Here is a 22,435-nt window from a genome sequence, read left to right as displayed (position 1 = left end):
AGCCAGGGGCGACGCCGTTACTCCTATGAATGACGAGGTCTGCCTGCCTCAAGGTGCGGTTCCTCTATTGCCCCCGGCCAGCGCGACGGTTCTCAATCTGTTTTGGAAGTCCAACTGTAGTACTAGTGGAGTGTCCGACAAGTTCTTCAACATATTCGAGAGAGGCTCGCACCATTGGGAGAATGCTCCCCCGAGAGCCGGTCCACCTCGCGGAGACGACACCGAAGACCATCCGCGCTCAAGCCAGAATCCGACCCTGGAAGCACCTTCCGGCCGCGCGTCGCTCGAACTGGTCCGACCATCGGACCAGTTGCTCGAACTCGTGCCCGGAGGCCGCACCATGCTTCGCTCCAGGACGATGGACTATGTTGAAAAACTTGTCGGACACTCCACTAGCACCAGCCGCCCCTGGTGCGAGCGGCGGCCGAGTGCCTCCAGCGACACCTTGGCGCGATCCCGCCCCCACGGCAGCACATCCTCTGGAGAAAGGCCCAGCTCGGCACCAACTTCGGCAATGGGACGCAGTTTCATGCCGCGGACTCTCGGTGCCCGGGCGTCCCCGGGCAATGCCCTGGAGCGGCCTGGAAACGGGGCGGGGCTCCATCGGTTCGGCGCATCAATCGCGGATACCTCCATCCATTATACCCCCGACTGGAGTGGCAAAGGCCCCCAGGTGCTGGCCGACTTCCTGTGCGACCCTCCACGCATCGAGGTGGGCTGCTGGAGGCATGCCGGGGCGCGCGCGTGTGCGTTTTGCGCTCTTCCCGGTGTGAGGCGCAAGACTTGCGCCAGGGAGTCCAGGGGATTCGAGCGCGCTGCTCTCCCATGTACAGGCACGGCAAATGCTAGCCAGGGATTCGTAGTCCCTGTTCGCTCCTGGGGCCGTCCATCATGCACAAATCCATGTCGCTGGCCGCTCTGGCCGCACTGCTGAGTTCCGTTGCTCCATCCTCGAGTGGGGCGCAAGGGCCCGCGCTGACCGCCAACACGATCTTCTTCACCGTCGACAACTACTACGACCTCGATGCCAACGGTGATTACCGCCTCTATCACTCGGCGGGGTTCTATGAGCCCGGCGGGCCCGGGACGAATCCGCGTGTCTTCCTGCTGCCCGAGGTGTCGGTGGTCCGCGAGAAGATTCAATTCTTCTCGAGCGGGGGGAGGCAGGTGACTCCCGGTGATGCTCCTGCGGCCTCCATCAAGTCCATCAACATTCCTCTGCGTTACTCCGGCTCGCTGCCGACCGAGCCGCAGGGCATTGGCATCGCCGTGCAGACGGGCGGCGAGCCACAACCCGCGTACTTGCCCGGGCCGAGCCGGGACGCCGCAGGCAATCCGTTGATGCATCCCTGGCTGAACAGCATGCCCATGCTCATGCAGGCGGTCGGGGAAGACTGCGGCGCGTACACCAGGCTTCTGAGCAAGCAGGAAGCCAATCTGGCGCGGTGGCGGTCATACCGGGCCGAGACCACGGGGCTCAACGAGCTCGTGGTGGCGCTGCTCATTGACGGAGACGTCGTCTCGCAGCGGTTCATCCCGGGCTCCGTGGCGCTCTCCGGCTCGCTCCCGGTGCTGGCCGTGAAGCAGCCCTCCGAGGAGGTCGTGCAGCGCGTCGCCGACGGAAACTTCGAGGTCCAGGTCAGCTATCGATTCCGCGACGCACAGGTGGGCAGCATCGATGCCTCGTTCGAGGTCGAGTCCATCTTGGACAGTTACATCCAGGAGAGCCAACGGGTGATGACCAGCAGCAAGTCATCCGGCATGCAGATCTTCCATATCGGCTCCCGCCGCACGAAGGTGAAGCAATCGATGGAGCAGAGTCTGTCGCGGGAGGTGAGCAGCGGGACCCAGGCTCGAACGATGATCGTGATGAACGACGCGGACGACGCACAAGTGGCGCGATTCGAAGCGACGTTCTTTCCCACCCTCTCGAAGGAGCAGACGATTGCGGCCCACCTCGCGGCGGCGGACGAAGCCAAGAACGCCGGCAAGGTCGATCTCGCGAATGCCCATCTGCAGTATGCCAACGCACTCCAGCAGGGCGTGACACTCGCGGAAGTGGATGCCGTGGGGGCCGCGGCGGCGCTCAACAGGGGCGATTACGCCACTTTCCTCGCGAAAGGTGTCCGTTTCCAGGATTCATCGACCCGGATCTCCGGCGACTTCTTCCGCGTTGCGCACGAGCGCATCTCGACGAGCGAATCCAAGGTCTGGACGGATGTGTCGAAGCGTTCGGTGCAGCGCGCGATCACCCTGATGTTGAAGCCGGAAGATGCACGCAGTTCCCCCGCCCGGCTGGGAGTCTGTGGCTTCCGGGGCGGCCCCATCGTCGGCTCCATCCTGCTCACGTGCATCGAGCAGGGCAGTCCGCTCGCCAGGGCCGGGGTCCTGCAGGGGGAGATCATGTGGAAGCTCGGAGGCCGGCCGATCGGCTCGGTCTCGGACCTCGAGGCCATGCTCGCGGAGTTCGAGCCGGGCGACAAGGTCGATGTCGTGTTCGTCGATCTGAATGGGAGGACCCTGACCCGGAGGGTGAAGCTCGGGAAGGGCGTACCACGCTAGGGAGTCTGCCCATGGCATTCGTCAGCACATTCTCGATCCTTGCTCTCGTCGCAGTCAGCGCCGCCCCCCACAAAACACTCGCTCTCACGAAGGCTTCCGAACCGGATGGGACGGAGTATTCGCTGTCCTTCTGCGCGCGCCCGAGCCCGAGCGCGGCACTGAACCTGCCTGGGCACGCGTTCGTCGGGTACAGCATGAAGCCACGCAAGGGCGCCCGCCGGTACCTCGCGGTTGGACATACGACGTATGCTCCGCCTGGCGCCGTCCTGCTGACGTACCTCGGCCTGCGCCCCTCCGTGGAAGGCTCGATCGAAGAGGAACTCTTCACTGCCACACAGGAGCACTGCCTGGTTCTGCTCGTCAGCAAGGCGGCCTACGACCAGGCCATCGCCGCGGCAGCGGATGTGGTGAGCGGCGGGCTTCCGTCGTTCACTGAGCAGCGGAGGACGATCTTGCGCTACACGCTGGGCGCACAGGACTGCATGAGCTTCATGCTCGGGGTGCTGAAGCCGTTCGCCGGTGACCGGGGTGTGAGGATTCCAGCCCGAGGGCCGACGGAGCTCCCGCTGCCGTACCTCCGCCGGCTGATCGACGCCAACTGATGGAGGAGGAAACCGCATGCCACCGGGCCCGCCTCAGCCCAGGGGAATCACTTCCACTCCGTGAGCCGCACGACGAAGCACGGAGCCGATTCCTCCAGGGACCAACGAATACGGACCCTCGATACCCTCACCCTGGCCCTCGCCCAGTGGGAGAGGGGAGTCAGACACCTTGGAGGCGGGGGCTCGGAGCCCCCACCCCAGCCCGCGCTCAGCCCACCACCAGGTTGATGATGCGGCCCGGCACGTAGACGAACTTCTTCTCCGTAGCGCGCTCACCGCGGTGTTGAGCCGCAGCGCCTCGATGTCCTTGCCCACCTTCTTCACCGTCTTGTGCAGCAGGCGCAGCGTCTCCTCGTCGAGCGTGGCCTCCGCGGCCCCCGGCTCCTCGCGTACGAAGGCCAGCGTGTGCCAGGCGCGATCCAGGAAGCATGGGCTCCCCGTCAGCGTCCCTCACCTCCCGCTCTGCTCCCGCCCGCTACGCCCAAGAGGGCTCCTGTCCTTCCTATGCTTGCGAACATAGCGCGCTGCCCGGGAGCGCAGTGGTCACGACTCGTGGGCTCCTCGAGCGCGAGCGCACGGTCGATCTCCCCGGCTCGGCCGTGGAAGCGCTCGAGGCACACCGGCACCCGCGGCACGGCACTCCCGGGCGGGCGACTCGCGATGCTGGGGGGTATCCGAGGTGGAATCCCCGCGACTCAGGCCGTTACAGGAAAACACGACTTCCCTGCCATTTTTCATATACACTGGGAAGGATTCCACTCCGCTCACACCGGAGCGCCCCATCGCTCACGAGGAAGGCCATGCCGCAACGTCGCCCTGCCCGCTCCACCCTTGGACTCCTGTCCGGACTGCTGCTGGCCGCCTGTGGTGAGGGTGATATCCCCGGGTCCGGGTGGGCCCCGTCCGAGGAGCCCCTGGGCACCCGGGAGGCGGCGATGTGCTCCGGCTTGAGCGTCACCCGCCTGACCCTCGACGGAATCAGCACGTATCAAGGCGAGCTCGCCGGGGCGGGAACCTACGCGGTCTCCACCTTCGCCAACGCCGTGTCGCTCGAGTTCTCCGTGGATGGGCAGACGCCCAGCAGCACCGAGCGCCTGGGCGCCAGCGGCACCTGGTCCTACAGCCGCACGGGCGTGGCCTGCGGCCCGCGGCTCTTCGAGGTGCGGGCCTACCCCATGGTGGTCGCCAGCGATGGCACCAAGACGGTCTGCCGGGAGAGTTACAAGTCGGTGACCCGGACGGTCACCGAGCCGTGCCCCACCACCGCGTCCGTTTCCTGCGACCGTATCTCCACGACCACGGTGCGATGCACCGGGACGGGCAGCGGAGGCTCCGGCTCCTATACGCCCTCCTGGAAGACATCCGTGTATTCCTATTACGACCAGATGGAATACAGCTGGCCCTCGTACCTGGACATGTGGACCGTAGACATGTCCTGCCGCGCTGTCTCCGCCACAGCGAGCGCCTATGACGTCTTGAGACTCGATTTCAAGGTGACCGACAGCACCGGGGTGACGTCGAACACCGTTTCCAGCCCCAACTACAAGTGCGCGCCGATGTATTACTAGATGTGCCCGAAAGGGTGTCCCCCCGAAAGGGTGTCAGAGAATTCGAGTGACGCGACCCGGCACGACCACCGTGCCGCCGCCTCTCCGCTACCAGCCGAGCCGTACGACTCCGCGCAACGGCAGCTGCTGGCGGCCCAGTTCGCACTCCTTCTCCATCTTCGCGACCTTCGCGCGCAGCGCCTTGGACATCGAGCAGTCGGGTGGTTGGCAGGGGGGACCCAGGCACTGGCGTTGCTGGATGGGCCGACACGCCAGCCGGCCTCGCTGACGCGTCAACTGGCGTGTCAAAGGCCTCGAGCCCCCTCTCCGTCCCCCTGCCCCTCCTCTGACACGTGGGCCCCAAGGGACTGGCCTGCCGGTTGCTATGAGACGACCGCGCGGTCCTGAATCCAAACCCTTGTCGGATATCAACCCTTGCTGTGAGGAATTGACCATGATGCTCGCTTCCATCGCTTCCGTCCTGCTGGCCAACACGCTCGCCCAGACCCCCACCACCCCGGCGCCCTTCCCCTATTGCGGCTTGGAGCTCCAGCTCAAGTCGTGGAAGGGGGACTACCTGAACCGGACCGACGCGGCCCCGGCCGTCATCGCGGCGGCCACCGGCGCCGCCGGCAACGCGTGGACCTTCGAGTGCACCACGGACGGCAAGGTGAAGGTAAAGTCGTCGAAGGGGGACTACCTGAACCGGACCGACGCGACCCAGGGCGTCAACGCGGCGGCCACCGGCACCGGCACCGTGTGGACGCCTGTCTTCACCGGCGGCAAGCTCACGCTGAAGTCGTCGAAGGGGGACGGCCTGCACCGCCCGGACACCGCTGCGAGCGTCACCACGTGGGGCACCGGCATTGGCAATACGTGGACCGTCGAGCTCGCCGCGTGCGGCAAGAAGGTGCATCTGAAGTCGTCGAAGGGGGACGGCCTGCACCGTCCGGACACCGCTGCGAGCGTCACCACGTGGGGCACCGGCATTGGCAATGTGTGGACCCTCGAGTGCGCCGCGGACGGCAAGTTCCAGCTCAAGTCGTGGAAGGGGGACTACCTGAACCGGACCGACGCGGCCCCGGCCGTCATCGCGGCGGCCACCGGCGCCGCCGGCAACGCGTGGACGCCCGAGTTCGCCAGCGGCAAGGTGAAGCTCAAGTCGGTGAAGGGGGACTACCTGAACCGGACCGACGCGGCCCAGGGCGTCAACGCGGCCGCCACCGGCACCGGCACCGAGTGGACCCTGTTCGTGGCCCCCTGAGCAGGCGCGTGAAGCCCGGAAAGGTGTCCCGGAAAGGTGTCAAAGGACTCGTACCGACACATTGTCCCCTACGAATCGTCTGACACCCTTCCTGCGGCCCCTCGTCCCCCAGAGCCTCGCCTCCTACGAACCGTCCGCCCCCATTCCCGGGATGGACTCCAGCAGCTCCTGGGGCGGAGGCGTCAGGACCGGCTGCCACTTCTCCGCCGCGCCTTGCGGAGCGAAGAAGACCTGTCCGTCGATGCGCTTTCCGTCCTCGCATTGCGCACCGAGGACCTGGAGATAGCCGTGGAGCATGCACTCGGCCTCGCTCTCCACCCAGGTGCCGAACCCGGTGCCATTGGAGAACCGGCCGTGGCAGCGGATCTTCTTGGGGCGGTCGGGGATGAGGTCCGAGCAGGCCGCGCGGTTTCCCGCCCGGCAGGCCGCGGCGGTCTGGGCGCGATTCGCCGGGTCGTACTGTCCCTCCAGACGGTCGAGCGACGTCCACTCGCCTTCGAGCGGCCCCGAGGAGAAGAGCTGCTCGCAGGGCCGGTAGTTCTTCTCGTAGGCGAAGCTGCACGGCTCGAAGTCACCGCAGCCGCCTTCCTGTTCGCACTCCTTCTCCATCTTCGCCACCTTCGCGCGCAGCGCCTTGGACATCGAGCAGTCGGGTGATTTGCCGCTCATGGGCCCGAGCACCACCTCGGTGGGCGCGAGTGCGCAGAGCGAAGGCTCCCGGAGGGAGATGCCGGGAGAGAAGCGCGCGTTGTCGAGGACGAGCGTGCGCGGCTTTCCGTCCTTGCACGCGGGAGGGAATTGGAAGGTGTAGCGGCCGCCGTGGATCTCGAGCCGGGTGAATGCGGGCATCGGCATCCGCACCTGCTTGCCCGAGCGGACCTCGCGGCCGGAGATCATGTTTTCGTAGTAGATGACGAGCGCATCGGTCTTGAACGTCTTGTTCCCCTTGCGCGCGGTCACCGCGTGAAGCGTGGGGCTGGCGCTGTCGGCCAGGGAGGGCAGCGCGAGCAGCGCGCCGGCCACGGCGAGCCCGCGCGAGAAGCAGGAGAGAGCGTGACGGAGGGACATGTGAATCAGCTTACGCGCAGGCAGGGGCAGGCGTCAGCGGCGTGGCACGGCGGGCTTCTCGCGGGAGACGAGTGGCCCAGGCAGAATCACGGGCGGGTGCCCTCCTGGAATGCGAAGGACACGCCAGGTCAGGCCCCCAGCGCTGATGCGCTCAGGTTTCGGCCTGGCCAACCGCTCTAATGCCGCCCCAACTCCCTGTCCCAGTCCGACAACTGCGTGGACACCGCGTATTTGTAGGCGCTGGAGATATCCTCGAACTTCTTCGGGGGAAGTGCGGAAAGGCGCTCACGCAAGAAGCCCGGGTCGCCGAGCACCTCGCGGTGTTTGAGATCGGTATCCACCTCGACCATTCCAGGAATGACCCGGAGCACGGCCTCCAGGCAGTCCTCCCGGGTGGCGCGAGACATGCGCTCCACCGTCAGCGCCAGGTGCTCGCGAACAGGAGCAGGGCCTCCGGGGCACCAGGCCTCCAGGGTCCCGCGGTAGATGTCATCCATGAGCTCTTCCAGCGTGTACTTCTGCTCGAACGACCCGAACGCGTAGCGAAGGCCCTGGAGCACCTCCCAGAAGCGGAGCAAGGCGGCGAGCCGGTTCGCCATGCGCTCCGCGCTCTGCGGCGGGGGTGGAGACACGGCATGGTCGAGAGCCCCCCAAGGGGTGCTCAAGCAGAAGGACTCGAAGGCGTCACTCATGCGCGGGCGCTCCTCCTTCGGGACGCCTTCATCCAAGCCCATGAAGACCTCGATGAACATGTGCATCCGCCAGCAGGGGTCGCCCGTGTCGAAGTCAGCCACCGGGTGCATCACCAGCACTTCGCCGGGTGACACCTGTCGCATCTGCCGGGGCTGGGGAAAGGCACCGGTCTCGAGATACTCCCGAGCCCACCAGTGCCCCTCGGCTCTCACCTCGCGGAGGATTGCGGCTTTGGTGCCATAGAGCCACGCTGGAAACTCGAGCACCTGGGAGTGTTCCATGTTCATGGCCTCGCGCCCTACCACAACGAGGTGGGCATCACAGCTGGTCCATGGGCTGGTTTCAGTCGTCGTACAACCCGTCCATGAGATCCTGGAAGCTGTTGGCGACGGGGTGGACGGAGCCCTCGACGGAGACGAGGACGATACGAGGCTGTTCGGGCGAGCCTCGGTAGTCGAAACACAGGTCCTCTCCACCAGGGGTTCTGGCGAAGGGGAAGATGCCCGATGGGACATGGGAGCGAATGACTTCGTATGAATTGAGGATGGAGTAGCTCTCCCTCCCCTCATGCTCGGAGACTGTCAGTAGCACCCCCAAGGCATTGTCGCCTCTCCCAACCCTGAACCCATTGGGCTCGGGGGCCATGCCCTGATACATGGATGCAACCCGCTTGTAGTCATCGGGAAGTTTGACTCCCCATGCGGACTCGATCCGCTCCAATTCATGTGGACTGACGGAACCTGACGCTTTCAGGACGTGCGGTCTCCAGTGAACACTCATTTGAACTCCTCCCTCCGAAAATCTACGGGTATCCGCCTCCCCAGATGGACATCCCTCCAGTATGCGGTCTCGCAAGCTGGTGTGCGCCATCCGTAATGAGCTGCATCCTGCCTACGTCCTGGTGGTGATGCCATGTATAACCACTTGGAGCAGTAACGCTCGTCGGTAACGCCTGAATCTCTCCTGGAGAGAGATTCAGCTCTTTTGCCAGACGGGGATCGGCCTTGACCGCCTCATACAGTCGTTGGTTGGCCGCCTTGAAATGCATCCTGTGGCTGCTGCTCCCGATGTGGACGTCATCAATGAGCGTCTCGAACTTCGTCTCGAACTCGGCGAAGCCGTGCTTGTCGAAGCGGACGGTCTCCTTCCCGTTCGTCACCGTCTTGCCCGCGCGGTTGCGTCCGAGAATGGCAATGGGTTGAGGCGGCTGCCTTGTCCCCATGTAGGGCAGCACTCGGCCGTCCGGGGTGAGCCTGGGCTTGCGCCATTCCTCCACATGCTCGATGCGGTGGCGCTTCGGGTCCGGGCCTCCGTTGGAGGAAGCAGGGTCCGAGGCGCCCACGCCCTGGCTGCCGCTCACGCCCTGTTGCGCCATGTACGCGGCCGTCGGCATCAGGGTCACCGTCACCGCGGGCCGGGCCACCACCACGGCTTGTACCTGGCGGGCTACCGCCAACAAGTCCAGCCCCGTCTCCGCCTCGAGCAGTTGTGCTGCCCGGCCAGAGCCCGGCAGCCCCGGGCCCTTCATCATCCCGTGCGCCGTCCACCCCAGTGCCGCCGTCGCCACCAGCACCAGCACCCGCCCCACCTGCACGCCCAGCACTCGTCCGTAGCGCTCTCCGATGCTCCTCAACTCCAGCAGGGAGCGAGCGCTCCGGACAGCCTCCTGTAACCGCCGGTAGCCCTCTACTACGTTGAAGAGCGTATCCGTTCCCAGGTACGCGACCAGCGTCACCGTCATCCCCAGCGCGATCAGCTTGGAGGTCGGCTCGGGCAGTAGCAACAAGCCGAGGTAGGTGGAGAGCGAGGTGTAGACAGCCATCTTCAATTGCTCGGGGTCTACCGAGGCCTCTACGACTGACTGAACGCCGGGCCAGAGGCTTTCGAACGCGAACATGAGCGCCATGTCCGCCCGCTCGTCCTCGTCCAGGTGCAGTTCAGGCTCTCGGAGAGTCACGCAGCGCGAAGGGGCCTCGTGCTGGGAGCACGAACTCGACCAGGCGAGCTGCGAGGAGCGCGAGGTTCGCCAGGCCCCGGAGAGCATCGGAGTCTTGCCCGGCCGGTGGAAGAGGGGCTGGGGCGGGCCGGGGAGCTGCGCCACCAGCAGTCGCATGGCGTGCTCGAACTCGGACTGGGAGAAACGCACGGGCTCGCGCCGGGGCAGGACGGGGAGCACCACCTGTCGGCCGCCTTCCGCCTCGAGCACCACCCGCGCGGGCCCGGCCACCGACTCGCAGGACTCCTCCGCCACCGCTCTGGCGGGCTCCTGCTCCCACCGCATTCCATCGTCCGTTGCGCATGCGGCCAAGGCCAGCAACAGCGTCACTGCCCACGGGCGAAACCCTCGAGGGACTCGGCTCGTGCGCTCCTGGCTCGGTGGTGGCCTGCGCCCTCTCCTGCTCGCAGTCGGCATGAGGGCGGAGCTTGGTCCACATCATTTGATTGGGACAAGCCCGTCCGCAGTGTCGTCCGCCGTCCGCAGTGCCAGAGAATTCGAGTGACGCGAGCCGACACGACACGCGGCGGAAAAGAGAGGAGGGGAAAGCTGGCCGAGACATCCTCCGTACTATCCGCGACGGCGATGCACCCCTCGGGGCAACCGCCCCCCCCCCGGAAAGACTCGGCGGCCGGTGGGTTCACCCGTCCACTCCAGCTCTCGTTCTCGCTCGCCTCCCTCGTTTCGAGTCCTTTGACACCGTCTCGACACCGTCTCCGGCACGGGCTCACCCGGCGCGATGCACTCCGAAGTGGTGGGGCCGTCGAGCGCGCCCGAAAGGGTGTCGAAGGCTCCGCGCGACACGCAAACAGGGATCGGTATAAATCTCGACGACACGTATAAAACTTGCCGACCTGTATAAAAAATATTGCGGAATTCTAAATGGCGATCCACTATCCCCTTGTATGAGAGCCAAGCTGCCGTGGGAGATCTACCCCGAGCTGACGCTGGACCGTCTGCTCGACGTCGCGCGCATCATCAATCGCGTTCACGAAGAGGTGGCCCGCCATATTCAGCCGGAGAAGGGCGACCTGCGCTTCGGCAGGTGGGTTCCGGGGTCTACCGAGTACTCGCGTGTCGTGCACGAGCTGGAAGAGGCGCACAAGTCCGGTGCTTACCCATGGCTCGGGATCGTCGACGACTCCATGCAGTTCGTCGCCTCCATCGGCGGTGTCCCGTTTCGGTTCTTCAACGGAGACCCGGAGACCCCGTCGCGAAGCGCCCGCAAGCGCTCCACCAAGGAGCAGCGGGCCAATCTGGAGTTGTTCGACCTGAACACGGTCACTCGGGCGGACATCGACTGGGCGTGGCGCTTCGCGGTTGACGTGAACCCCATCACCGCCGAAGTGATGAGCATCACGATCGAGGAGGTGGACAGTACTGGTTCTTATCGGAACGCGTTCGAGATTCCATTCCGCCAGGCTGCGGCAGGACTCACGGTCCTGACCGACCACCGCCCAGAAGGAGTAGAGTTCGCGCCGCCGCAGCCCGAAGAGATTCCGGCAGCGGAGGAGACTGGCACGGAGGCCGCCGAAGGCGGCACAGTGGACGATGACCGCGACGAATGAAGCGGCCTTCATTGGGAGCAACCTGCGGATCGCACGCAACTTCCGCGGGATGACGCTGGCCGACCTGGCTCAGATGGTGGATGTGTCGCACTCCTCCATCCACCACTTCGAGACCGAGCTACGTAAGCCTGACGAACTGCTCGTCAAGGCGCTCGGACAGGCGCTCGGGTTCTCGCCTCGGTACTTCTTCGTCCCCATCAAGGAGGAGTTTCGAGAGGAGGACTGCCAATTTCGAAGCGAGAGGATGCCCGTTTCGCTGAAGACCCGGGTGCTGGCACATGGCACCGTGTTCGGGATGTACGTGCGACAGGTGGCGGTGCACCTGAAGGCTGCGCGTCTGAAGTTCCCGACAATTTCTATTCCGAGCGAACGCGCGACCGGAAAGGAGGCCGTTGAACAGGTGGCGGAGAACAGCCGCCGCACGATAGGCCTGGGGCTAGACCGTCCCATTACGAGCATGGTTCGGCTGTTGGAGAGCCGGGGCGTGGTTGTCACGCGCTTTGGGGCCTCGACTGAGGAAAGTGACGCGCTGAGCGTTGATGCCTTCTCGCGCATGGGTACGCATCCCGTCGTTGTCCTCAACACCGACAAGAGCAGCACCTCGCGTGCTCGGTGGGACATAGCGCATGAGTTCGGTCACCTCATTTTGCATGTGGGGCTCCGCTCTGGGGACCCGGAACAGGAGAAGGATGCGGACTTCTTCGCAAGCGCATTCCTCCTGCCGCGCACAGGCTTCTTGCGTGAGTTTCCGCACCAGACGAAGCTGAACTGGGAGACTGTCTTCGCAATGAAGCGGCGGTGGAAAGCCAGCGCAGCTGCCATCGTGCGGCGTGCCTATGACTTGGGGCGCATTGACGCGATTGAGTACCGACGCGCCTGGAAGCACTACATGTACAGGCGCTGGCACAAGGGCGAACCAGACGAGCCGGAAGATGAACCGCCTGAGCTGCTCCAGAACTCCCTCAAGCACATAGAGCAACGAACTGGGGCTACACCTCTGTTCATTGCGAAGGAGCTCGGCTGGCTGCCGGAGACGTTCAACCGGATCATTGGTATCGACCCGATGTCGCAGAAGCCAGAGGCACCAGAGGCCAGTGGTCGCGTCATCCCCTTCAGCCGCACTCGCCCTACTGGGTAGTGCGTGCACCGCTCCATGGGAGGGCCAGCAAGGCCGCGTGCCGCGCCGGTACACGGTGCAACCCCTGGGCCCCCCCTGCCCTGGCAGCCCTCTCTTGAAGAGAGAGGCAGGGAATTGGGGCGTGTTGACAGCGGCTGCGCCAGGTTCAGCACCACGCCTGCTGGGTGCTCCCCGTGGCCACTCACTGCTCGATCGAGCGGGGCTCCGGCGGGGGCAGCATGGCCGCCATGTAGCACTTGCCCTGGTACTCGTAGAGTTCCTCCGGGCATGGGGCCTTGAGATCATGAGGCACCCAGCAGGCGCCCATGATCTCCACCTCGATACGAGGCGTGCAGGGAGGGCGCTTCTGCCCTTTGTAGGGCTTGCGCGGAAACGGGTGGGCGATGGGCGATGGCCCCCCATCCGTGGCGCTCCGGAGCGAGTGGCCCGTGAGGGGTAGCACCGTGTCCGTCGGCACCTCCTGGCCCATGGGTGCTGGCGCGGCGCGCACCAGGGGGTCCGCGCTGTCTGGCGGTGGGCTCACGGGAGCCGGGCGGAGCAGCGCGAAGACCAGGGCGCCCACCGCGGCGGGGCGCCAGCCAGTGCCAGCTCGAGCCGCAACCCGAGGCGAAGCTCGTCAGCGTCCGGGAGGGCCCGGGCCATGCGCTTCATGGTGTCACGCACCTCCTCGAACAGGCACACCAGCGCTTCCGCGGAGTACTTGTCGGGAGCCACGGCCAAGGCGAAATCCTCCACCTCCAGGGCGACGTAACCCGGTGAGCCCGAGGAGATGCACCGCCCCCGCCAGTCCGGCAGCGGCTCCGCGCCCTCTTCCGGGGAGGACCTGAGCACCAGGGCTGTCGCCCCGCTCGTCTCGTGCATGGCCCGGTAGAGTTCGCCCCGGCTGTGCTCGTCCTGCGCCATCTGCTCGTGGAGCTGGTAGGGCCCCACCTGATCCACTTCCGCCCCGCTCGTCTCGGACTTATTCTCCTCGTCCACGCGTGCTCCTCGCGGGCCTGCTCGCCCGCCCGGCTTCCTTCTCGCGTGTTTGCACCGCGTCGGCCCCTCCTTACGGGAGCTACACGGTGCATCTGGAGCGTCCTACCGCCCAGATCTCACAGAATGGCCGGGGGCTGCTGCCCTCGCGCTACCCCACCGGGACACGGCGGGCAGCAAGCCCGCCGCGCGATGCACCGGCTCAGGCGCCCTTGAGGTTCTGGGTCACGAAGTCCCAGTTCACCAGGCTGTTGAGGAACGTGTCGATGTACTTGGGACGCGCGTTGCGGAAGTCGATGTAGTACGCGTGCTCCCACACGTCGATGGTCAGCAGCGCCTTCTGGCCGTGCTTCATGGGCAGGTCCGCGTTGCCCGTCTTGGTCACCGCCAGCTTGCCCTTCTCCAGCACGAGCCAGGCCCAGCCGGAGCCGAACTGCGTCGTGGCGGCGTTGGCGAACTCCTCACGGAAGCGCTCGAACGAGCCGAAGTCGCGCTTGATGGCATCCGCCAGGTCCCCCGTGGGGAGCCCGCCACCGTTCGGCTTCATGCAGTTCCAGTAGAAGGTGTGGTTCCACACCTGGGCGGCGTTGTTGAAGACGCCTCCCTCGCTGTGGAGGATGACCTGCTCCAGCGAGCTGTTCGCCTCGGGCTTGCCGTCGAGCAGCTTGTTCAGGTTGTTCACGTACGCGGCGTGGTGCTTGCCGTGGTGGTACTCGAGCGTCTCCGCGCTGATGTGCGGGGCGAGGGCGTCCTTCTTGTAGGGCAGCTCGGGCAGCGAGAACGGCATGGGTACTTCCTTTCAGCAGAGAAGTGGTTCTGCTCCCTCTACCCGGTCCCCGTCCATATGTCAGCGGCCTTGCCAATGGATTGGCGGATTGTCATTACATTGGCGCGGACCGGCGGTACTCGCGCCGGTACGCGCCGGGAGCGACGCCTCCCCAACGTTTGAAGGCCCGGTTGAAGGACGCCTCGCTCTGGTAGCCGATGGCCTCCGCGACCTGGAGCAGCGGCTGCTCGCCCTCGCGCAGCATCTGGGCGGCCTTCGTCATCCTCCACCGCGCCAGGTACTCCAACGGAGGCTCCCCCACGAGCTCACTGAAGCGCGCGGCGAAGCTGGAGCGCGACAGGGCCACGGCCGTCGCGAGGCTCTCCACCGTCCACGGCTCCGCGTGCCGCTCGTGGATGAGCGAGAGCGCCTTGCGAATCTGGGGATCCCCGAGCGCGCACAGCCCCCGCTCCCGGCACGCCCCCGCCGCGATGTGCGTGCGCAGGGCCTGCACGAGCAGGATGTCCGCGAGCCGGCTCATGACGACCGTCGCCCCCGGGCTGGACGAGGCGCTCTCCGTGATGAGCAGCTGCACGAGCGCCGGCAGCGAGGGGGAGGCCTCGGCATGGTCCGCGGTGATGTGGATGGCCCGCGGCAGCCCCTCGAACAGCGGCGTGCGGGACGCGGCGCCGAGCCGGAAGGACCCCACCACCAGCACCGTCCGCGCCCCGTCTCCGCCGAGCCGGAACACCCCGGGTCCGTCATGCCCCCGCTCACAGGAGCCCTTGCCGAGGACGTGGACCGGGCTTCCCTCCGCGTCCCGGAGCGTGTGCCCGCCCCCGTGCGGAAGCAGCGCCAGGTCTCCCGCCGACAGCGAGAGGGCGCCCTCCACCCCCTCGACCTCCAGGCGGGCACTCCCCCGGGCCACGACGATGATGTGCGCCCCCGCCAGCTCCGGGAACTGGATGCCCCAGGGGGCATGGAGCTCCAGGCGGCCGTACACCAGGGTCGTCAGGCGCATCGAGTCCAACACCTCCGCCAGCACATCCGTTACCCGCTCGTCCCGGGGGGCTGGACGATCGGTCAATTCTTTTGGACTGGATGTCATGGCACGTCCATAGCGGCCCGGGCATTTTCCGGCCATGGCAAACCTCTCCCACCTCTTCTCCCCCTTCCGCCTGGGCCGGCTCGAGCTCAAGAACCGCATGGTGATGGCCCCCATGACGCGGAGCCGCGCCCTCGTCGAGGGCAACGTGCCCAACCCGCTGGCGGTGACCTACTACGCGCAGCGCGCCTCGGCCGGGCTCCTCATCACCGAGGGCACCCAGGTCAGCACCCAGGGCGTGGGGTACATCCGCACGCCCGGCATCCACTCGTCCGCGCAGGTGGCGGGCTGGAAGGCGGTGACGGACGCCGTGCACGCGGCGGGCGGCGTCATCTTCGCCCAGCTGTGGCACGTGGGGCGCGTGTCGCACCCGGACTTCCATGACGGCCAGCTGCCCGTGGCCCCCTCGGCCATTCCCGTGGAGGGCGGCCAGGTCTTCACCTTCAAGGGCAGGACGCCCATGGTGACGCCGCGCGCCCTGGAGACCCACGAGCTGCCCGGCATCGTCGAGCAGTTCCGCCTCGCGGCCGTGAATGCGAAGGAGGCGGGCTTCGACGGCGTGGAGCTGCACGGCAGCAACGGCTACCTGCTGGACCAGTTCCTGCGGGATGGCTCCAACCAGCGCACGGACGCGTACGGCGGCAGCATCGAGAACCGGGCGCGCTTCCCGCTGGAGGTGGCTCGCGCGGTGGTGGGCGTCTGGGGCGCCGAGCGGGTGGGCTACCGGCTCGCCCCGCAGCCCTTCCCCTACGCGGGCATGACGGACTCCACCCCGGCCGAGACGTTCTCCCATATGGCTCGCGAGCTGGGCCGGTTGGGGCTCGGCTACCTGCACGTGACCGAGGCCGTGTCGGGCCAGGGCGCCCCCAGCCCGGAGCAGCGCATCTCCCCGCTGCTGCGCAAGGCCTTCCCGGGCACGTTCATGGTCAACGGCGGCTACGACGCGCAGACGGGAGAGGCGGCGCTCTCCCGGGGCGAGGCGGAGCTCGTCTCCTACGGCGTGCCCTTCCTCGCCAATCCGGACCTGGTGGAGCGCTACCGGAGGGGGGCCGCGCTCAACACCCCGGACTCCGCCACCTTCTTCACCGGCGAGGAGAAGGGCCTCATCGACTACCCCGCACTGGGCTGACGGTGGGAGCCAGGTGCTCCCACCGCCCGTCCCGCCCGGAGCGCTGACTACTGGTAGTACTGGTAGCGCACCGTCAGGGCGCCGTCGACGGCGGTGGCGCCGCAGAAGCCGCCGCCGCTCACGTTGACGATCTGGTCATTCGAGGACTTCGTGTACCCACCGGCCGCGTACCAGCCGGCCGTCTTCCACGTCGCGCTCACGGCGAAGGGCAGCCCGCTCAGGTCCACGTTGGCCTTGCCCGTCGAGGAGTTGAAGGCGACGCAGTCTCCCGCCTCGCCAAAGGCCGGTTGCTGCGCTGGGCACATCGGGAGCCGGCCTGAGCCCCCTCAGGCTGACACCGTGCCCATTTCCCCTCGCCATCCGGGAGAGGGACGGGGTGAGGGTGCCACGCATCCCGGGTTGAACCCCCTGTCCACAGGGGGGGTCCACGGGTTGGAGAACAGGGACAGATACCCTCACCCCGACCCTCTCCCGAGGGGAGAGGGGATATTGAGGGGATATTGAGGGATATTGAGGGGATATTAGAACGCGGAGCCGTTGGCGCGCGTGCCCGGCGACGAGCCCACCGTCGAGAGCGAGGTGTGCAGCACGAAGCTCCCCGTCGCGCTGACATCCGGGCTGCGGTTGGCGGACACGCCGTCGGTGCTGGTCAGCGAGCTCGGGACGGCGAACGAGTCCACGGTGGCGCTGCCCGCGTCCTTCACGATGACGGTGTCCCCGCTGTTGGCCAGGCCCAGCGCTCCGGTGGAGGCTCCCACGGCGTTGGACATCCCCGCGGGAACGCCACTGGCCGAGCCGAACACCACGATGGCCTTGCCCGCCCCCAGCACCGTCCCCGTGGCGAAGGTGTGCCGCTTCGCCGTGGAGTCCCAGATGCTCCAGCCGCCGATGTCGATGGACGCACCGCCCACGTTCACCAGCTCGACGAACTCCTTGGTGACATCGGAGCCGGGCTCGTTGACGAGGATCTCGTTGAGGATGACCCGGGCGGCGCTGGTGGCGGCCGGAGTGGTGGCCGAGGCGGTGTTGCTGACGGCGGACTCGTTGTTGGCCGCGTCATCGGCCGTCACGCGGTAGTAGTAGGTGGTGCTCGCGGCGCGGCCGGTGTCCGAGTGGCTGGTGCCGGAGACGCTCGCCACGGCCGAGAAGCTGGCGTTGTCGGTGCTGCGGTAGACGTTGTAGCCGGCCACGCCCACGTTGTCGGTGGAGCCCGTCCAGCTCAGGTTCACCTGGCTCGAGGACACGGCCGAGGCGCTCAGGCCGCTCGGAGCGGTGGGCGCCGTGGTATCGGAGCTCCCGCCGCCGCTGCCCGCGCCCGCCAGCCACGCCATGGCGTTGAGGTGGATGAGGGCGTTGTCGTACAGCGTCTCGTTCCAGCCGTTGTAGGTGGTGTGGCCGCAGCCGTTGGTGGCGTCCTCGGAGGGCGAGGAGTCACCGATGGCCGCGATGCGCCCCGTCCCATCCGTGGAGGTGGCGAACGTCACCCGCGTGTTGGCGCCCACCGTGCCGGTGGTCATCCACACGTGCCCCTTGGCGTTGGGGTTGGCGGTGGGGTCCAGGGTGATGGAGGTGGAGCCGAAGAGGCCCAGGCCCTTGCCCACGGTGGCCTTGCCATAGGCGCCCGCGTGGACGATGGGCGACGTGGTGTCCGTGGTGTACTTCGAGTTCGGGTTGTCGTTGAACCAGTTGTCCGGCTCGCCCATCACCTGGAAGCGCAGGCCCCAGGACACGCCCGTCATCAGCTCGTTGAGGATCTCCGGCGAGTCCCAGCCGTCGTTGTTGCGGTCCGAGTTCCCGTGGTCCGAGATGAGGAACACGCCGCCCCCGTTCCTCACGAAGGCCTGGATGGCCGTGCGCTCTGCGGTGGTGTAGCGGATGTTGGGCTCGGGCAGGATGAGGACCTTGTAGTTCTTGAGGTCCTGCGCGTTGCTGGTGTCACCGTAGGTGATGCGGCTGCCCGTGGGCAGGCTCTCCACCGAGAAGCCCTTCTTCACCAGGGCCACGCCGAAGGCCGAGTAGGCGCCGCCCCAGTACGTCTCGGGGGTGGTGGCGGTGATGCCGCTCTGCGCCGGGGTGGGGTAGCGCTGGGCCGTGCCGCACGTGTCCTCGTCCAGCACCCAATCCGCGTTGCCCGCCGTCTGCGCGTGCATCGCCTCGAACAGCACCTTCGTCTGGGCCCACGCGCTGGCGGGCTCCATCAGCCCGATCACGGGCAGGGCGAAACACAGGGACCGGAGCAGTTTCTTCATACGACGCCTCCTCGGCTGGGGGGGAGGCACCAAGGAAGCATCTATTTTCTCAAAATTCAATCCACGCGAAATTCACCTGCGGGGCTGGAAAAACCCCGTGCTCGATTCACGGGTCACCGGGTCCTGGCGGGGGCGGAGCCCGTGCCGGTGTCACCGCCGGTGTGACGTGGGACCCCTGGGGCATGCTGGCCTCTCGATGGACCGCCGCCCGAGGGCCGCCGGGAAACTTGCCCCGGGGTGCCCCCACCGCAGGATGGCGCGGTCCCCCCCACCGCCGCCTGGCACGAGGCACCTGTGAGCAATCAACGAACCGAACGGTGGCAGCAGCTCCTCTCCCCGCACCGCGTGGGGGACAAGAAGGATCGGCCGCCCCTGGACACGCGGGATGAGCGGACGGCCTACGACGTCGACTACGACCGCATCGTCTTCTCGAGCGCCTTCCGGAGCCTGCACGACAAGACGCAGGTGTTTCCGCTGTCCTCGAGCGACTACACGCGCACGCGGCTGACGCACAGCATCGAGGCCTCGAGCGTGGGGCGCTCGCTGGGACAGCTGGCGGGGCGGGCGCTGAAGCAGCGGGACGTGAAGGTGGAGCCGCCGCACCTGGGCACCATCGTGGCGGCGGCGTGCCTGGCGCACGACATCGGCAATCCGCCCTTCGGCCACTCGGGAGAGGCGGCCATCCAGCACTGGGTGGACAAGCGCTTCCTGTCTGGCATGCCCAAGGAGCGCACGGAGCCGGTCTGGCCGTTCGCCACCTGGAGCGAGGAACAGGATCTGCTGCGCTTCGAGGGCAACGCGCAAGGCTTCCGCATCCTCGCGCGGCTGCAGGCGCGCAACCGGGACGGCGGGCTGCGCTACACCGTGGCGACGGTGGGGGCCATGAGCAAGTACCCGAGGCCCTCGGTGCTGCCGGGGCGGCGCCCGAAGGACAAGAGCCGCATCTCGGAGAAGAAGTTCGGCTTCTTCCAGGAGGACGCGCAGCTGGCGCGCGAGGTGTACCGCACGCTGGGGCTCACCGAGCGCGAGCCGGACGTGTTCAGCCGCCACCCGCTGGCCTTCCTCGTCGAGGCGGCGGATGACATCTGCTACGCGCTCATCGACCTGGAGGACTCGGCGAAGCTGGGCCTCATCCCCATGGAGGAGGCGTGCTCGCTGCTGGAGAGCGTGGCGGAGCTCAGCGGCCACTTCCGGGCCCTCAAGGAGAAGGTGGACTGGGAGTCGCGGATGGGCGTGGCCCGGGCGGGCGCCATCTCCGCGCTCATCCAGGAGTGTGTGGCGGCGTTCGAGGAGCACGTGGAGGCAATGGAGGTGGGGCGCTTCGAGCAGTCGCTGGTATCGGCCCGGCCGGAGGTGGACGCCCGGCTGAAGGCCATCACCGGCATCACCCGCCGCAAGGGCTACGAGAGCGAGCGCGTGCTGCAAATCGAGGCGGCGGGCTTCAAGACGCTGGGCGGCCTGCTGGACATGTTCGCGCCCGCGGTGCTCGCGGACACGCCGGACCTCCAGGAGAAGAAGCTGCGGCAGCTCCTCCCCATCGAATTCTTCCAGCGCCCGGGGCCGTACCTGGACAACCGGGACGAGGCCATCGAGCGGCTGACGCCCTACCAGCGGCTGCTGTGCGTGACGGACTACGTGTCCGCCATGACGGATGGTTTCGCGGTGGAGCTCTACCAGCGGCTCTCCGGCATCAAGCTGCCGGAGTAATCCCTCTCCTTTTCTCAATCCCAGACACCCGGCTGTTGCCGCACGGACAACACGGTTGCCGTTGCACCCGGGGCCACCTCCCCACTCCCCCTCTGTAGCCTCCGGGGCAACAATTCAGGAATTGACCGGAAGGCTTGCAATACAAAGCCAGACGTGAGAGGTGTTCGCGCGTCCATTTCAAGCATCCAAGAGGGGAGAGTCCATGACCTGGAAGAATCTCGCCCTGTGCCTCGGCACGGGGATGGCGTTCGTCACCGGAGGCGCCGCGTTCGCGCAGGAAGTGCCCGAGGACAAGTACTACGCGGAGAAGGTGCTCGCCGAGGGCGCGGGCTGGCAGCTCAAGAACATCAGCGGCTATGCCGTGGATGGGGACGGCCGCTACTACTCGCAGGACATCTACAACATCAAGAGCACGGTGCGCGAGGCGTTCTACCAGCTGCCGCTGCACCCCTACCTCCAGGAGGAGCTGGCCGCGGCCGCCGTCGAGACCAAGGACGAGACGGTCTTCGTGCTCGACAAGAAGATCGCCGATGAGATCGCCCTCTCCTACGAGAAGGGCGAGCTGACCGAGGCGCTGAAGGCCATCGCCGAGCCGCCGGACGAGGAGGTGCCGGCGGGCGTGCAGACGATGGGGCCGTTCGGCTCGTGCTCGGACCAGACGTTCAGCAAGAGCAAGAGCTTCACCCTCAACACGCCCATCTCCACGAGCCAGAACTTCGGCTCGGGCTTCTCGGGCACCCTGAGCGCGACGGGCAACATCAACGGCAGCGCGACGGGTGAGGTGGTGATGAAGGTCAAGCGCCACAAGATCTTCTGGGTGTGCGTGCCCTACGGCGTGAACTTCCAGCACGCGCGGGCCTGGGGCAACGTGAGCGTGGCCAACGGCTCGTCGGTGAACGGCACGCTGAGCTACAACTGGAGCTGGCAGAAGGAGATCGCCAAGCCGTCGCTGGGCTCGCTGAACTTCTTCATCGGACCGGTGCCGGTGCACATCGGCTTCAACCTGCCCATCAACCTGGGCCTCGACGTGTCGGCGAGCGTCACCGGCCAGGTGAACTACAACGGCAACCAGACGGCCACGGGCGCCTTCGATTACACCTGCACGCTGAGCGGGTGCGGCGGCTGGGCCAACTACAACCTGGGCGGCAACTCGCTGCAGCCGCTGACGGGCAGCGTGTCGGGCCGCGTGTACCCCACCGTCTGGGTGCAGGTGGCCGTGCGCGCCTACCTGTACTCCGAGTGGCTCGCCTATGCGCAGGTGGGCGTGCGTCCCTACCTGTACGGCGACCTGTGGGGCTACTACGGCAACGCCTGTGGTGACGCGGATGGCAACGGCATCAACGAGACGGTGAGCGCCCTCACCTTCAACCTCGACTGGCGGCTCTTCATCACCGCGCAGGCCTCGGCCTTCGGCGGCAACCCCACGCAGTGGAACAACCTGTGGAGCACCCAGCGCCGCAACATCAAGTTCTGGGACCTCATCAGCGGCGGCTCGAGCGCCATCCGCCCCATGATTGGCGGCCCGGCGAGCACCAACGTGAACACCTCCACGGGCTACACCGCGAAGATGCGCCCCTGCTGGCCGTACGGGGACACGGTGAACTACCGCTTCGACTGGGGTGACAGCACCTCCACCAACGTCAGCGGCGCGCCGCAGACCGCCACGGCCGCGGGCAAGGCCTGGTCCACCAGCGGCGCGAAGACGCTGCAGCTCACCGCGCTGAGCGACTCGTGGGGCCGGCAGCTCAACGCCACCACCGCGCGCTCCATCCAGGTCAACGGCTCCACCCCCACGTGGACGGGCTGGTTCAACCGCGACGCCCCCGGTGGCAGCGGTGACTACGAGACGCTGTCCGATCTCATCGCCGGTGGCTACTCCGTCTGCTCCAACCCCGTCGGCGTGGAGTGCCAGACGGCCGGCGGCGCCCCGTACACCAGCACGGGCGAGGTCTACAGCTGCTCGCTCTCCGGTGGCGTGTGCGTCAACTCGCAGCAGCCCGACGGCATCTGCCAGGACTACCGGGTGCGCTTCCTCTGCCCGTAGTCAGTCTGCGTGAATGAAGGAC

The 22,435-nt window shown here is 66.9% G+C and carries 21 protein-coding genes; 9 read left to right on the top strand and 12 right to left on the bottom strand.

Annotated elements, in window-relative coordinates:
- Positions 1-363: 363 nt before the first annotated feature.
- Entirely contained in the window at positions 364-531 is a 168-nt protein-coding gene (locus AC16DP_RS31535) for a hypothetical protein (protein ID WP_329732842.1), read from the bottom strand.
- Positions 532-891: 360 nt separating this feature from the next.
- Between AC16DP_RS31535 and AC16DP_RS31530 the strand changes: the two genes are divergently transcribed.
- The 3 genes from AC16DP_RS31530 (at position 892) to AC16DP_RS31520 (ending at position 4,732) form a co-directional block, all read left to right on the top strand.
- On the top strand, positions 892-2,562 hold the full coding sequence (locus tag AC16DP_RS31530) for a hypothetical protein (protein ID WP_329732841.1): 1,671 nt from the start codon (positions 892-894) through the stop codon (positions 2,560-2,562).
- Between the two features lie 11 nt (positions 2,563-2,573).
- Positions 2,574-3,164 (top strand): hypothetical protein, encoded by a 591-nt coding sequence (locus tag AC16DP_RS31525; RefSeq protein WP_329732840.1) that lies wholly within the window; start codon positions 2,574-2,576, stop codon positions 3,162-3,164.
- A gap of 800 nt (positions 3,165-3,964) precedes the next feature.
- On the top strand, positions 3,965-4,732 hold the full coding sequence (locus AC16DP_RS31520) for a hypothetical protein (RefSeq protein WP_329732839.1): 768 nt from the start codon (positions 3,965-3,967) through the stop codon (positions 4,730-4,732).
- 87 nt (positions 4,733-4,819) lie between these two features.
- Here the strand turns inward: AC16DP_RS31520 and AC16DP_RS31515 are convergent, their stop codons facing one another.
- The gene (locus AC16DP_RS31515) at positions 4,820-5,008 is read right to left on the bottom strand and encodes a hypothetical protein (RefSeq protein WP_329732838.1); all 189 of its coding nucleotides are present in this window, start codon (positions 5,006-5,008) and stop codon (positions 4,820-4,822) included.
- A 157-nt stretch (positions 5,009-5,165) separates the two neighbouring features.
- On the opposite strand from AC16DP_RS31515, the gene AC16DP_RS31510 reads away from it, so the two are divergent.
- On the top strand, positions 5,166-5,975 hold the full coding sequence (locus AC16DP_RS31510) for a hypothetical protein (RefSeq protein WP_329732837.1): 810 nt from the start codon (positions 5,166-5,168) through the stop codon (positions 5,973-5,975).
- Between the two features lie 123 nt (positions 5,976-6,098).
- Here AC16DP_RS31510 and AC16DP_RS31505 read toward each other — a convergent pair whose 3' ends face one another.
- From AC16DP_RS31505 to sitA5, 4 genes are all read right to left on the bottom strand, one after another.
- Complete coding sequence (locus AC16DP_RS31505; RefSeq protein ID WP_329732836.1) at positions 6,099-7,043, bottom strand: hypothetical protein; 945 nt, start codon at positions 7,041-7,043, stop codon at positions 6,099-6,101.
- 176 nt (positions 7,044-7,219) lie between these two features.
- Positions 7,220-8,023 (bottom strand): hypothetical protein, encoded by an 804-nt coding sequence (locus AC16DP_RS31500; RefSeq protein ID WP_329732835.1) that lies wholly within the window; start codon positions 8,021-8,023, stop codon positions 7,220-7,222.
- A gap of 55 nt (positions 8,024-8,078) precedes the next feature.
- Positions 8,079-8,516 carry an SMI1/KNR4 family protein gene (locus AC16DP_RS31495; RefSeq protein ID WP_329732834.1) on the bottom strand — a complete coding sequence of 146 codons (438 nt, stop codon included), beginning with the start codon at positions 8,514-8,516 and terminating at the stop codon, positions 8,079-8,081.
- Positions 8,517-8,538: 22 nt separating this feature from the next.
- On the bottom strand, positions 8,539-10,017 hold the full coding sequence (gene sitA5 / locus AC16DP_RS31490) for a SitA5 family polymorphic toxin (RefSeq protein WP_329732833.1): 1,479 nt from the start codon (positions 10,015-10,017) through the stop codon (positions 8,539-8,541).
- Between the two features lie 620 nt (positions 10,018-10,637).
- Here sitA5 and AC16DP_RS31485 point away from each other — a divergent pair.
- Both AC16DP_RS31485 and AC16DP_RS31480 read left to right on the top strand, forming a co-directional pair.
- On the top strand, positions 10,638-11,300 hold the full coding sequence (locus AC16DP_RS31485; protein ID WP_329732832.1) for a hypothetical protein: 663 nt from the start codon (positions 10,638-10,640) through the stop codon (positions 11,298-11,300).
- A complete protein-coding gene (locus tag AC16DP_RS31480) occupies positions 11,284-12,438 on the top strand; it encodes an XRE family transcriptional regulator (RefSeq protein WP_329732831.1) in 1,155 nt (384 codons plus the stop codon). Before AC16DP_RS31485 ends, AC16DP_RS31480 begins: the two co-directional genes overlap by 17 nt.
- Positions 12,439-12,619: 181 nt before the next feature.
- Here the strand turns inward: AC16DP_RS31480 and AC16DP_RS31475 are convergent, their stop codons facing one another.
- From AC16DP_RS31475 to AC16DP_RS31460, 4 genes are all read right to left on the bottom strand, one after another.
- Positions 12,620-12,961, bottom strand: coding sequence for a hypothetical protein (locus AC16DP_RS31475; RefSeq protein ID WP_329732830.1), 342 nt, complete (start codon positions 12,959-12,961; stop codon positions 12,620-12,622).
- The gene (locus AC16DP_RS31470; RefSeq protein WP_329732829.1) at positions 12,958-13,416 is read right to left on the bottom strand and encodes a hypothetical protein; all 459 of its coding nucleotides are present in this window, start codon (positions 13,414-13,416) and stop codon (positions 12,958-12,960) included. Before AC16DP_RS31470 ends, AC16DP_RS31475 begins: the two co-directional genes overlap by 4 nt.
- Positions 13,417-13,615: 199 nt before the next feature.
- Positions 13,616-14,200: a superoxide dismutase gene (locus AC16DP_RS31465; RefSeq protein ID WP_329732828.1), complete on the bottom strand. Its 585-nt coding sequence runs from the start codon at positions 14,198-14,200 to the stop codon at positions 13,616-13,618.
- Between the two features lie 94 nt (positions 14,201-14,294).
- Positions 14,295-15,266 carry an AraC family transcriptional regulator gene (locus AC16DP_RS31460; protein WP_329732827.1) on the bottom strand — a complete coding sequence of 324 codons (972 nt, stop codon included), beginning with the start codon at positions 15,264-15,266 and terminating at the stop codon, positions 14,295-14,297.
- Positions 15,267-15,321: 55 nt separating this feature from the next.
- Between AC16DP_RS31460 and AC16DP_RS31455 the strand changes: the two genes are divergently transcribed.
- Positions 15,322-16,413, top strand: coding sequence for an alkene reductase (locus tag AC16DP_RS31455; RefSeq protein WP_329732826.1), 1,092 nt, complete (start codon positions 15,322-15,324; stop codon positions 16,411-16,413).
- Between the two features lie 47 nt (positions 16,414-16,460).
- Here AC16DP_RS31455 and AC16DP_RS31450 read toward each other — a convergent pair whose 3' ends face one another.
- Together AC16DP_RS31450 and AC16DP_RS31445 are read right to left on the bottom strand one after the other, a co-directional pair.
- On the bottom strand, positions 16,461-16,718 hold the full coding sequence (locus AC16DP_RS31450; protein WP_329732825.1) for a GON domain-containing protein: 258 nt from the start codon (positions 16,716-16,718) through the stop codon (positions 16,461-16,463).
- Positions 16,719-16,934: 216 nt separating this feature from the next.
- Positions 16,935-18,662 carry a lamin tail domain-containing protein gene (locus tag AC16DP_RS31445; protein WP_329732824.1) on the bottom strand — a complete coding sequence of 576 codons (1,728 nt, stop codon included), beginning with the start codon at positions 18,660-18,662 and terminating at the stop codon, positions 16,935-16,937.
- Positions 18,663-18,956: 294 nt separating this feature from the next.
- Between AC16DP_RS31445 and dgt the strand changes: the two genes are divergently transcribed.
- Together dgt and AC16DP_RS31435 are read left to right on the top strand one after the other, a co-directional pair.
- Complete coding sequence (gene dgt / locus AC16DP_RS31440; RefSeq protein ID WP_329732823.1) at positions 18,957-20,369, top strand: dGTP triphosphohydrolase; 1,413 nt, start codon at positions 18,957-18,959, stop codon at positions 20,367-20,369.
- Between the two features lie 202 nt (positions 20,370-20,571).
- Positions 20,572-22,413, top strand: a complete 1,842-nt coding sequence (locus AC16DP_RS31435; protein WP_329732822.1) for a hypothetical protein — start codon at positions 20,572-20,574, stop codon at positions 22,411-22,413.
- Positions 22,414-22,435: the final 22 nt, after the last annotated feature.

The organism is Archangium sp. (genome assembly GCF_057119385.1).
The sequence above is the reverse complement of the archived record's forward strand: the minus strand, read 5'-3'. Positions and strand labels throughout refer to the sequence as shown.